The sequence below is a fragment of the Streptomyces sp. NPDC033270 genome (assembly GCF_055576575.1).
Map to the genome: position 1 here is coordinate 178,472 of NZ_JBVIRA010000001.1, position 12,481 is coordinate 190,952.

A 12,481-nucleotide genomic window follows, 5' to 3' on the forward strand; every position below is an offset into this window, starting at 1 on the left:
GCGGCGTCTGGTGCGGTGCATCGCGAGGCGCCGGAGCGTCTCGATAGCGGAGCTATCGGGACGCTCCGGCAACGCCGCGAGGTGCCGTGCCAGACGCCGCGGACTCGGCCCTGACCCATCGGACAGGCCCTAGGGCGCTGATCGACGGAGCGGCCGCCGGCAGATCAGGTGGCGGGCGGCAGTCGCAGCTGAAGCATGGCCAGCAGCCGCTGGTCCGGCCGGCTCAGGTCGAGACCGGTCAGCTCCTCGGCCCGGCGGATGCGGTAACGCAGGGTGTTGGGGTGCACATGCAGCTCGGTGGCCGCGGCCCGCACATCGCCGAAGGCGTTCAGGTAGGCCAGGACGGTCTCCGCCAACTGCCCCTGGTGGCGGGTGTCGTGGGTGACCAGAGCGGTCAACCGGGGGTCCCGCATGGCGGGGTGCGCGGAGAGCAGCGCCAGCACCTCGCTGACGAGCACCTCCGCCTGGATGTCGGGCAGTGCGGCGACGGTGGTGGCGAAGCCGACGCTCACCATCGCGTCGAGTATCCGGTCCGCCTCCCGGCGCGACGCGGGGACCTCCCCGAGCGCCGGCACGATGCGGCCGACCGAGCCGCGCAGCGACAGTCCCAGGTGGCGGCGCGCGGCGTCGGTGATCTCCTGCCCCCAGCCCCGCAGTATGCCGAGGTCGATGCTGCGCGGCAGCTGGGGCAGCAGCACATAGATCCGCGAATCGGCCTGGGTGACCAGCGCGCTGCGGTGCCGGGCCGCGGTGTGGACCGAGACGAGGTTGCTGACCTCGGCGCGGGCCAGCTCCGGCGGGGTGGCCTCGGTGGAGCCGTACGCGAAGCCCAGGACGGCGGCCGGCCGGGCCGGGTCCAGCCCCAGATGGGAAGCCAGTGGCTGCGGCCCCGTCGTGCCCTCCAGCAGCCCGGCCGCCAGGGTGTGGGTCAGCGTCAGGTCCGCCGACAGCTCCCGGCGGCGGCGTACGAGATGGTGCGCGGCGACCCGGGCCGCGCCCACCAGCGCCTGGTCCGACTGCTCGGTCAGCGGCGTCGACCCCTCCTGGACCCAGATGATGCCCAGTTGCCGCTCCCCGGACCGGATGGACACCGCGAGCCGGCGGCGGATGCCCAGCTCGGGGTGGCCGTCGATGTTGATCACGTCGTCGGAGGCGCGCAGCCGCTGGAAGACGCCCCACTCGCGCAGCCGCGAAAGGTACTGCTCCGGGCCGTGCCAGCCCAGGATGGACAACCGCCGCAGGTCGTCGACCTCGTCGGAGTCGGTGGACCGCGAGTAGGCCAGCACGCGGTTGGCGGTGTCCTCGATGCTGACGATGCCGCCGGTGAGGACGGCGGTGGTCTGGGCGAGCGCGAAGAGGTCCCCTTCCTGGGCCTCCTCGCCGGGGCGCCCCGAGGGCGCGCTCTCCAGGGCCGCCCGGGCCAGCGCGTCCACCTGCTCCCAGCGCGCCTCGGTGCGTACGGACAGCAGCGCGACGCCGGCATCGACGGCGGTTTCGCTCAGTGCGGCGGCCTGGCCGGGGGTGTCCATTTTGACCGCGACGGCGCCGGCCCCGTCCCGCCCGCCGGCCCGCAGCGCAGGGAACGCGGCGCGGCCCCGGGCACCGATGGCGAGGACCAGCTCGCCGGGGCGGGCCATCGGCGGGTCCTCGGGGTCGAGCAGGGCGACGCTGCGGATCTCGACGTCCAGCCCGGCGGGCGCGGCCTGCAGCTCGACCAGGGGGTCGCCCAGCGCCATGAGCAGCTGGCGCAGGCTGATGCCCGTGGGGGATGAGGGTGCCGCGGCGGCTGGATCCATGATCGGCGCCTCTGCTGGGTTCGGGTGGCGTGGGCTCACTTCACTGCCGGCCCTCGCGCATACGGTCTCGATAGCTCATGCCAAGCAGCCGATCGGCCAAAGGCTGAGTCGCAACCGCGCGAACGAGCCACGCCAACAGTACTGATGCTATCCGCCGGGACGATCGCGGCCGCCCCCGCCGTGGGCGTACCCGCCGGACCGTGGGCGTTCCGCCGGGTCCGGAGGTGTCCGCGCACCGCTCTCCCTCGTCTACAGTGTTGTAGACCGTCTGGGGCGCGGTGGACGCCGCTCCGCCCCGAGGTGTGGCTGCACCCCCGTCCACCCGTCGCCAGAAACGGATCCCATGAGCGCGATCAGCATCGGCCAAGCCGTCGTCCTCGGAGCCATCGAGGGGGTGACGGAGTTCCTTCCCATCTCCTCCACCGGTCACCTCAAGATCGCCGAGGGGCTGATGGGGATCCCCGTCGACGACCGGACCGTCGTCGGCTTCTCCGCCGTCATCCAGGTCGGCGCGATCGCCGCGGCACTGGTCTACTTCGGCAAGGACATCGTGCGCATCGTGGGCGCGTGGTTCCGCGGGCTGCGCGACCGCGAGGAGCGCTACCACCACGACTACAAGTTCGCCTGGTGGGTCATCTTCGCCACCCTCCCGATCGTCGTCGTCGGCCTGGCCGCCAAGCCCCTGATCGAGGGCCCGCTCGCCTCCCTGTGGGTGGTGGCCGGGTCACTGATCGCCGGCAGCGGGGTGATGTGGGCGGCGGACCAGATGGGCCGGCACAAGCGCGGAGAGGACGACACCTCCCTCAAGGACGCCATGTGGGTCGGCTGCTCGCAGATCCTCGCCCTCCTCTTCCCCGGCTTCTCCCGCTCCGGCGCCACCATGTCCACCGCCCTCCTCCTCGACCTGGAGCGCGTCGCGGCCACCCGCCTGTCCTTCTTCCTCGGCATCCCGGCCCTCACGGGAGCGGGCATCTACGAGCTGAAGGACGCGGTCGGCAGCGGCGCGGCCGTCGCTCCGCTGGCCATCGGCACCGTCGTCTCCTTCCTCGTCGCCTACGGCTCGATCGCCTGGCTGCTGAAGTTCGTGGCCAAGCACTCCTTCAACTCCTTCGTGCTCTACCGGATCGTCGTCGGCGCGCTGCTGTTCGGGCTGCTGGGCATGGGCGTACTGCACTGACGGCCGCCGCGCCGGACCGGGATGCGGCCTCGCCGGTGGTATGGGTGCATCACCGACGCACCCGCCCGACGCGGGCGCCGCGCCCTGGAGGTGGCCTTGTCGAACCGGGACGGCTCGGATGCGGGCCCAGACGCCGATCACGCACGCCTACTGGCCCGTCTACGGGTGATGGAGGAAGCCGCCGAGCACGTCGGCACCACCTTGGACGAGCAGACGATCTGCGCCGAGCTGTCGCGGTTCGTGTGCCGGCATCTGTGTGACGCCGCCGCGGTGGACCTCCTCCCCGAGAACGCCGCGGCGGCCCGGCCCCCGTCCCGGGAGCCGGCGCTGCGTCGGGTGGCGTCGGCGGGTCTGGTGAGCGTGCTCCAGGCGCAGCCGTCGGACGACGGCGGCGGCGGGCCCGGTGGTGGCTCACCCGCCTCGCGGGCACTGGAGGAGGGGCGCCCGATCACCGCCACCGCCGTCCTGGGGAAGGGCAGGTCCGCCGAGGCCGTGTCGGTGCCGCTGCTGGCGCAGGGCCGCCGCTACGGCGTGCTGCTCGCCCTCCGCGCGGGCGGCGGCTTCACCGATCACGAGACCGCCGCCATGCAGTACGCGGCTCGCCTGGCGGCCGTCCATCTCGCGCACGCCCGCCGGTACGCCTCGGCGCAGCGCACCGCGATGGACCTGCAACGGGCGCTGCTCGCCGAGCCGGGCCGGCCGCACCCCAACCTGGAGCTCGCCACCCGCTACCTCCCGTCCGGCACCAGCGCCCTGGTCGGCGGCGACTGGTTCGAAACGGTGCGGCTCCACTACGGGCGCACCCTGCTCGTCATGGGGGACGTCATGGGACATGGCCTCGATGCCGCCGTCGACATGAACGCCTACCGCTCCCACCTGCGCTATGTCGCCTCGACGGACCTGCCGCCGCACCGCGTACTGCGCCAGCTCGACGCCGCCGTGTCCGAGGACGAGGCCCGCCGTCCGGCGACCTGTCTGCTCGCCCGGGTGGATCCGGCGCGCGGACTCGCCGGCTTCGCCAGCGCCGGCCATCTTCCCCCGGTGGTCTTCCGCGGCGACGGCGGCGCCGACCTGGTGCGCGTCCCCGTCGGCCCGCCCCTGGGCACGGGCGTGGGCGGCTATGAGCTGATCACCCGCACCCTCACACCGGACGACACCCTGCTGATGTTCACCGACGGCCTCATCGAGCGCCGCGGTGAGGACATCGACGACTCCCTGGCCCGGCTGGCCCGGCTGCGGATGCCCGCACGGGCCGGTGTGGCGGAGCTGCTCGACGAGGTCCTGCTCCGCCTCGACGGACTGCACGCCGAGGACGATGTCGCCGTCCTCGCCGCACGGCTGCGCCGGCACCCCGGGCCGGAGACCGACCCCGAGGCGTGAGGGCACCGCTTTCTGGCGCCGCGTCCGCTTCCTGACGCCGCGCCAGGCATGTGCCCGCTCCGCCCCGGGACGGAAGCCGAAGGGGCGGCCACGGCACCGGGCCATGGCCGCCCCTGGGGCTTTCGGCAGGTCAGGCGCCCGGCGGCACCCGTGACGGGCGGCCCCGTCCCCGGGTGGCGCGATAGCCGGCGATGCCCGCGAGCGCGGCCAGCGCTCCGCCCGCGGCGGTCCAGATCCAGCGGTCGGACCAGCGTCCGGAGGACCAGCCGCCCTCCGGTTCACGCAGGGCAGCGGGCCGCGGGGACGAGGCGTCCTCGTCCTTCGACGCCGCGGCCGCGGCACCCGGCACCAGGGGCGCCGCGAGCCTGCCGTCCACCGCGTGCGCGCCGCCCTGGTCGGCAACGGACGCCTCGACCTCGGCGTGCACCGGAAGCCCCAGGTCCTCCTGTGGAAGATCGACGACCGTCAGGCGTACGTAGTAGCTGCCCGGCAGCGGATCGTTCGCCCAGGGCTCCGCCCAGCCGCGCACCGTACGCAGCGTGCAGGACAGCTCCACCGATCCGGCGTCCTTGGCCGCCGCCCTGGTTTGGGCGCCGTACACACACGCCTGGCGGCGCCGCAGCCCGTCGTACACATCGAGCTGCCAGGTGGCCGAGCCGTGCCGGGCGGCGGCCGCCGGCAGCGTCACCTTGGCCTTGACCGTGGCGCGCTGTTCGGCGTCCACGGGCAGCACCCAGTAGAGGTAGTCGCCGGTGGAGGCGTCGGCCGTCGCCGGCTGGTCCGGCTTGACGGCGGTCGCCGTGCGGAACGAGGTGCCCGCCTCGGTCGGACCGGCCGTCTCCCCGCTCGCGCTCGGACTCGGCGTGGGGCTGTCGGCCACGGCGGCTCCCGCCAGGCCGAGGAGGCTCGCGCCGGCCAGCGCGGCGCTGGTCAGTAGGCGTACGGTGCGCATCAGTTGGTCCTCCAGACGGTCACGCGCCAACGGGAGATCCAGCCCCACAGCAGCCCGGCCAGCAGCCCGGCGAGGGCCAGTGAGACCAGCAGCCACCAGCCGTGGCCGAGGCCGAAGGAGGCCGCGTCGGAGGCGTCACTGGGACCGTCCACCAGGTCGATGGACAGCTCCATCGGCAGGCCGGGGTCGGTCTTGACCGAGGCGGGCGCCGAGAAGGAGTTGCTGACCTGCAGACAGACCGTCTCCGCCGCCGGCTTGTCGTCGTCGCCGTCGGTGAGCGGCGACTTGGGGTAGCGCAGCCCGGACGAGATCACGTCCGTACGGCCGTCGCCGGCCTCCGCGCCGCGGACGATCTCCCGGCCGTGCACGGTCGAGGCCCGCAGCAGGACCCCGTAGTCGTTGTTGACGGCGCGGTCGGCGCCGATGCTCACCGACGCGCGCAGCTCCTGGCCGGGCCGGACGTCCACCCGGTACCAGCGGTGCTCGGCGAACTTCTCGCGGTCGCTGTAGAGACCGGCCTTGAGCTTCGGCGCGGTGGCGCACTGCCGGGCACCTTCCGTGGGCACCGGGGTGACCACCGGATCGGCGGCCCGGTCCACCAACTGGTGCACACGGTCGCGGAGTTCCTTGGTGTGCTGCACGGAGGTGTAGGTGCCGCCGGTGGCCTCCGCGATGCAGCTCAGCTGCTGACGGGTCTTGGCGTCCGGCAGCAGCCCGAGAGTGTCGACGGTGAGGTGGATGCCCTCGGCGGCGATGTCACGGGCCACCTGGCAGGGGTCGAGCGGGGCGCAGGTGTCCTCGCCGTCCGTGATGAGCACGATCCTGCGCGTCCCGTCACCGCCCTTGAGGTCCTGGGCCGCACCCAGCAGCGCGGGGCCGATCGGGGTCCAGCCGGTGGGGGTGAGGGTCGCCACCGCCGTCTTGGCCTCGGTCCGGTCCAGCGGACCGACCGGGTAGAGCTGGCGGGTGTCCTTGCAGCCGACCTTGCGGTCCTCGCCGCGGTAGTCGGCGCCGAGGGTCCGTATGCCGAGCTGTACGTCCTCGGGCACCGCGTCCAGCACCTCGTTGAACGCCTGCTTCGCCGCGGCCATCCGGCTCTGCCCGTCGATGTCGCGGGCCCGCATCGAGCCGCTGACATCGAGCGTCAACTCGACTTTGGGGACCGGCTTCGCGGACGGCTCATCGGCGACGGCGGGTGTGGGCGCAAGGGCGGCGGCCATCGCGGCAAGCAGCCCGCACACCCCGACCGCCAACCGTTTTCTTGTGATCATCGCTGGATCGTATGGAGAAAACCACCTCGCTCCAAAACGGCCCCGAAACCGCTCTTGAGGACCGGTCAGCTCCTATGCCGAGGCGGGGCGTATGCGGCGTGCGGGTCCGGCGTCGGCTCCGTCGCCGTGGTGTCAGGCCGAGGTGGCGGCCATCCGCCGTACCGCCTCCGTGAGCACCTCGGGGGAGGTCGCCAGATTGAGTCGTACGTGGCCGGTGCCGCCGGTGCCGAAATCCGGGCCGGGGCTCAGGGCCACTCTGCCGCGGGCGAGGAACACCGCGGCGGGGTCGTCGCCCAGGCCCAGCGGGCGGCAGTCGAGCCAGGCGAGACAGGTTCCGGGGGCGGGGCGGTAGCGGACCGCGGGCAGATGCTCTGCCAGCAGTTCGGCCAGCAGCCGCCGGTTGTCGTCGAGGCCGGCGCACAACGCGTCGAGCCAGCCGCCGCCGTCCCGCAGGGCGGCGGTGTGGGCGATGACGCCGAGATGGCTGGGGCCGTGGCCGACCTCTTCGGGTACGCGTGCCAGGTCCTCGGCGGCGGCGGGCCCGGCGATGGCGAGCGCGGCCTTGAGGCCGGCCAGGTTCCAGGCCTTGGTCGCCGACATCAACGACAGTCCGTTCTCCGCCCCGGGCACGCTCAGGTAGGGGATGAAGGCGGTGCCCGGCGCCACCACGGGGGCGTGGATCTCGTCGGCGACGACCCGCACGCCGTACCTGTCCGCCAGTGCCGCGACGGCGGCCAGTTCCTCGGCGCTGTGCACGGTGCCTGTCGGGTTGTGCGGGCTGCACAGCAGATACGCGGCCCGGCACCCATCCGCGGCGGCCTGCCGGAACGCGCCCTCCAGCGCGGCGAAGTCGATCCGCAGATCCGGCCCCAGCGGCGCCTCCACCACGCGCCGGTCCATATGCGCCACGAACTGGTAGAACGGCGGATACACCGGGCAGTTGACGATCACCGGATCGCCGGCGCGGGTCACCACCTTCAGGACTTCGACGATGCCCAGCATGACGTCGGGCACGATCGTCGTCCGCGGCACGGCGAGCCCGTGCCAACCCCAGCGCCGGCGGGCGAAGCCGGCCAGTGCCTCGGCGTACGCCGTTCCCGCCGGGTAGCCGGTGTCGCCGAGCCCGACCGCGTCCGTGATCGCCCGCACGACCGGCGCGGCCAACGGGACATCCATCTCCGCCACCCACAGGGGGAGCACGTCGTCCGGATGGGTGCGCCACTTCAGGCTCGTACGCCGACGCAGCTCGTCGAGGGAGAGTCGGCGCAGCGGATCGGTGTGGTCCGGGTCGTCGGGTGGTGTCGGCGCGCTTCGCCCCATAAGGCCAAAATAGGCGTGCGCGGCTGGTCGGGCCATGTGGCCTTGTCCGGCTGGTGCGGCCGACCGTGCGGAGTTCGGCGTGCGGAGTTCAGGTGGCCGTGAGAACCAGCGCGGCCTGGTCGTCGGGTGTGGAGTCGCCCGCGAACGCGGTGACCGCGGCCGTGACGGCCGCGATGAGGGTGGCGGCCGTGGGGGAGGTGCGGCCGCGGAGTGCCGTGCGGCAGCGGACCGCGGCGAGGGCGTCGGCGAGGCGGTGTTCGTCGAAGAAGTCCCCGTCGGCGGCGCGGGCTTCGGTGATGCCGTCGGTGACCAGCACCAGGCTGTCTCCCGGAAAGAGGTCGACCCGGCAGGGGGACCCGTCGAAGTCCGGGGCGATGCCCAGCAGCAGGCCCGGCTCGGCGATCTCCTCGACGCTGCCGTCGGCACGGCGTACGAGCGGGGGGACATGGCCGGCGCGTATCAGATCCAGCGTCAGACGGGAGTCGCAGTGCCGCAGTTCGCCGTAGACGAGTGAGACGAAGTTGTCCTCGGTGGTGCTCTGGGCGAGCGCGTCGTTGATGGCGGCGACCACGGCGGCCGGGTCGGTGAGCAGCCGGGCGGCGGCACGTGCGGTGTGGCGGACCATGCCCGTGGTGGTGGCCGCCGCCGCCCCGCGCCCGCAGACATCGCCGATCATGAACGCCCAGCGGTCGTCGGGCAGCGGGAAGACGTCATAGAAGTCGCCGCCCACGTCGAGCCCCTCGCCGGCCGGGTGGTAGGACGCCGCGAGATCGGCGCCGGGTATCCGGGGCAGCGCGGGCGGCAGCAGACCGGCCTGCAGATCGCGGGCGAGCCGGACACGGTCGGTGAACTGGTGGGCGTTGTCGGCGCTGGAGGCCGCCCGGCGGGCGAGCTCCTCGGCCAGGGCGATGACATGGCAGTCCAGGGGCCGGTCGGTGGCCACCAGGGTCAGCACGCCGAAGGTGCGGCCGCGGGTGGTCAGCGGCACGCAGACGTACCGGGTGACGTCGGGCTCCGAGGCGGGTGCGTCGAGGCTGTCGAGATCCGTGACGGGTGCGTCGGAGTGATCGAACTCCGCGAGGGGGGCCTCCGATTGATCGGGCTCCGTGGGAGGGGCGCCGGCGGGGTGGTGGTCGGTCTCGGTGGTGCCCGAGGCGAGGACCCGGGCGATCGTGTGGTCGATCTCGTCGGCGATGCCCGGAGAGGTGAGGTACTCCTCCGCGGCCCGGCATGCGGAGGCCACGGCGATCCGCCGGGTCCGGCCGTCCTCGACGACATGGACGGTGCACAGCGGCGCCAGCGCGGGCACGGTCAGCCGGGCCATGCACTGCAGGCAGTCGAAGTAGTGCGGCTCGCGCGTGATCGCGGTGCTGGCGTCGAGCACGAAGGCCAGGTCCTCGCGGGCGGCCTTCTCCCGCTCCTGGGCGGCGCGGCCGGCCTCCATGGCGCGGTGACGCTGGATGGCCAGCGCGGTGATCCGGGCGAACGCGGCGCTGAGCGCCACGTCCTTGTCCTCGGGGGCCTTGGGGGTGCGGTGGTACATCGCGAAGGTGCCCAGCAGCTCGTCGTCCGCGCCCAGGATCGGGGTGGACCAGCACGCCGCGAGCCCGGCCCGGCGCGCCAGGTCCTGGTAGCCCTCCCACCGGGGGTCGGTGGCGATATCGCTGACGATCACCGGGGCGCGCAGGTAGGCGGCCGTGCCGCACGAGCCCACGTTCGGGCCGGTGGCCACTCCGTCGATCGCCTCGTTGTAGAAGTCGGGCAGGCTGGGGCCGGTGCCGTGCCGCAGATGCCGGCCGTCGGGGTCGGCGAGGAGCACCGAGACGATCAGCTCCGGGGAGAGGTCCTCGATCGCCCGCGCCATGTCCGTGAGGATTTCGCGGAGCGGGGCGTCACGTGCGATCTGCTCCAGCAGGATGCGCTGCTCGGCGGCGAGCAACTGTGTGTGGTGGTACGCGGTGGTCTCCACCGCGATCACGATCACCCCGTCGACCTGGCCGACCGCGTCCCGCCGGGGCTCGTAGGTGAAGTCGAAGAACCCCTCCCGCTCCGCCCCTGGCGCACCGAGCACCAGCCGCCCGCCGCGGGCCCGGTATGCGGTACCGGTGGCGTACACGGCGTCGAGACGGTCCAGAACGCCCTGGGGCCCCAGCTCCGGATAGAGCTCGCCGACCGGCTCGCCGGTCCGAGTGCGCTCGCCGCCGAACACCTCGAAGAACGCCGGATTCGCCGCTTCCAGCACATGCCGCGGGCCGCACAGCGCAGCGAAGATCACCGGGGCCTGGTCGAACAGGTCCTCGTACTCCTCGGTCCGCGTGTACGCGGTCGTGGACCGCGCAGTGACCGCTTCGAGGCGGTCCGACGGTATGGACATCGCAGGCCGCCCTCTCTGGCATTCGCCGACCGCGCCGTCGAGTCCTCTCTTCACTGTTACACACGGCGACGCCGATGTGAGCGAGCCGGCCGCCCGGGCACGCCTCCGCCAGGTGCGCCCGCGTGTCGGTGACATCTGAGCGGCATACGGAGGAAGGCCACGGCGACGGTGCCCGGCATCCCCACGCCGACGTGGCTGTCTCGTCGATGACGGACGGCAGCGGTACGACAGGAGCGCATGATGGCCACTTCCGCCCCCGCGGGCTCTTCTCCCCTTGCCGGGGTGCGCCACCGCTTTCGCGCATGGATGCTGGAAGGCCTGGTCGACATGGCCAAGCGCCACCCTGGTCCGCACGCCGGGCCGCAGAGCGCCCACAAGGGGCAGCGGTGGTGGCGGGTGATGTGCCTGACCGGTGTGGACTACTTCTCCACCCTCGGCTATCAGCCGGGCATCGCCGCCCTGGCCGCCGGGGCGCTGTCGCCGATCGCCACCATCGTCCTGGTCGTCGTCACGCTCGCCGGCGCGCTGCCCGTCTACCGGCGGGTGGCGAAGGAGAGCCCGCACGGCCAGGGCTCGATCGCGATGCTGGAGCGGCTGCTGTCCTTCTGGAAGGGCAAGCTGTTCGTGCTGACGCTCCTGGGGTTCGCCGCCACCGACTTCCTGATCACCATCACCCTGTCGGCGGCCGACGCCGCCACCCACCTCGTGGAGAACCCGCACGTCAGCAGCGCCCTGCACAACCAGCAGATGGTCATCACGCTGGTCCTGGTGGCCCTGCTGGGCGCGGTCTTCCTCAAGGGGTTCCTGGAGGCGATCGGGGTGGCGGTCGTGTTGGTCGGCCTCTACCTCGGCCTCAACGTCGTCGTGGTCGTCGCCGGGCTGTGGCACGTGGTCACCGCGGCGCATGTCATTCCCGACTGGTCCCATCTGCTGACCACCGAGCACGGCAACGCGCTGGCCATGGTCGGGGTGGCGCTGCTGGTCTTTCCGAAGCTGGCGCTGGGCCTGTCCGGCTTCGAGACCGGTGTGGCGGTGATGCCGCACATCGAGGGCGAGCCAGGCGACACCGAGGCCCGGCCCACCGGGCGGATCCGGGGCGCGAGGAAGCTGCTCACCACCGCCGCCGTGATCATGAGTGTCTTCCTGATCCTCACCAGCTTCATCACCACCCTGCTCATCCCCGCGGAGGCCTTCCAGCCCGGTGGAGAGGCCAATGGACGCGCGCTGGCCTACCTGGCCCATGAGTACCTGGGCTCGGCCTTCGGCACCGTCTATGACATCTCCACCATCGCGATCCTGTGGTTCGCCGGTGCCTCGGCCATGGCGGGACTGCTGAACCTGATGCCGCAGTACCTGCCCCGCTACGGCATGGCGCCCCACTGGGCGCGAGCCGTACGCCCGATGGTGCTGGTGTTCACCCTCGTGGCGTTCCTGGTGACCTGGATCTTCAACGCCGATGTCGATGCCCAGGGCGGCGCCTACGCCACCGGCGTCCTGGTCCTGATCAGCTCCGCGGCGATCGCCGTGACCATCGCCGCGCGGCGGGCCCGCGAGCGCGGCTGGACGATCGGCTTCGCCGTCATCTCCGTGGTGTTCCTCTACACCACCGTGGACAACGTCATCGAGCGGCCGGACGGTGTGAAGATTGGTGCCTGTTTCATCGCCGGCATCATGCTCATCTCGTTCCTCTCCCGCCTCGCCCGGGCCTTCGAACTGCGGGTGACCAGCGTCCTGCTCGACGAGATGGCCGAGCGGTTCGTCCGCGACATCGCCCACCGCAAGATCCGCCTCATCGCCAACGAACCCGACCAGCGCGATCTGGCCGAATACCGCGACAAGCTCCAGCAGATCCGCACCGACAACGACCTGCCGGCCGACGACGACTTCGTCTTCGTCGAGGTCACCATCGGCGACCCTTCCGAATTCGAGAGCGAACTGCGGGTGCGCGGGGAAGTGCTGCACGGCCGCTACCGCGTGCTCTGCCTGGAGAGCTCCACCGTCTCCAACGCCCTGGCCGCGCTGCTGCTGCACGTACGCGACGAAACCGGGCAGCGGCCGCACATCTACTTCGAGTGGACCGAAGGCAACCCCTTCGCCCAGCTGCTGCGGTTCTTCCTCTTCGGCCAGGGCGAGGTCGCGCCCGTCACCCGCGAGGTCCTCCGCGAAGCCGAACCCGACCGCTCCCGCCGCCCACGCGTCCACGTCGGCTGA

General features: G+C 72.6%; 8 protein-coding genes. 3 read left to right on the plus strand and 5 right to left on the minus strand.

The window, feature by feature from the left end:
- Positions 1–164: 164 nt before the first annotated feature.
- Complete coding sequence (locus ACZ5XZ_RS00800; RefSeq protein ID WP_468973082.1) at positions 165–1,796, minus strand: PucR family transcriptional regulator; 1,632 nt, start codon at positions 1,794–1,796, stop codon at positions 165–167.
- Positions 1,797–2,139: 343 nt separating this feature from the next.
- Between ACZ5XZ_RS00800 and ACZ5XZ_RS00805 the strand changes: the two genes are divergently transcribed.
- Together ACZ5XZ_RS00805 and ACZ5XZ_RS00810 are read left to right on the plus strand one after the other, a co-directional pair.
- Positions 2,140–2,973, plus strand: coding sequence for an undecaprenyl-diphosphate phosphatase (locus ACZ5XZ_RS00805; RefSeq protein WP_468973085.1), 834 nt, complete (start codon positions 2,140–2,142; stop codon positions 2,971–2,973).
- 168 nt (positions 2,974–3,141) lie between these two features.
- Positions 3,142–4,353 carry a PP2C family protein-serine/threonine phosphatase gene (locus ACZ5XZ_RS00810; protein WP_468974133.1) on the plus strand — a complete coding sequence of 404 codons (1,212 nt, stop codon included), beginning with the start codon at positions 3,142–3,144 and terminating at the stop codon, positions 4,351–4,353.
- 130 nt (positions 4,354–4,483) lie between these two features.
- On the opposite strand, the gene ACZ5XZ_RS00815 is transcribed toward ACZ5XZ_RS00810, so the two are convergent.
- From ACZ5XZ_RS00815 to ACZ5XZ_RS00830, 4 genes are all read right to left on the minus strand, one after another.
- Positions 4,484–5,305, minus strand: coding sequence for a hypothetical protein (locus ACZ5XZ_RS00815; protein WP_468973088.1), 822 nt, complete (start codon positions 5,303–5,305; stop codon positions 4,484–4,486).
- Positions 5,305–6,576 carry a VWA domain-containing protein gene (locus ACZ5XZ_RS00820; protein WP_468973091.1) on the minus strand — a complete coding sequence of 424 codons (1,272 nt, stop codon included), beginning with the start codon at positions 6,574–6,576 and terminating at the stop codon, positions 5,305–5,307. The genes ACZ5XZ_RS00815 and ACZ5XZ_RS00820 overlap by 1 nt, the downstream gene beginning before the upstream one ends.
- A gap of 132 nt (positions 6,577–6,708) precedes the next feature.
- Positions 6,709–7,896: a MalY/PatB family protein gene (locus tag ACZ5XZ_RS00825; RefSeq protein ID WP_468973094.1), complete on the minus strand. Its 1,188-nt coding sequence runs from the start codon at positions 7,894–7,896 to the stop codon at positions 6,709–6,711.
- Between the two features lie 88 nt (positions 7,897–7,984).
- Complete coding sequence (locus tag ACZ5XZ_RS00830; RefSeq protein WP_468973097.1) at positions 7,985–10,270, minus strand: SpoIIE family protein phosphatase; 2,286 nt, start codon at positions 10,268–10,270, stop codon at positions 7,985–7,987.
- A 240-nt stretch (positions 10,271–10,510) separates the two neighbouring features.
- Here ACZ5XZ_RS00830 and ACZ5XZ_RS00835 point away from each other — a divergent pair, with 240 nt between their 5' ends.
- Positions 10,511–12,481, plus strand: coding sequence for an APC family permease (locus ACZ5XZ_RS00835; RefSeq protein ID WP_468974135.1), 1,971 nt, complete (start codon positions 10,511–10,513; stop codon positions 12,479–12,481).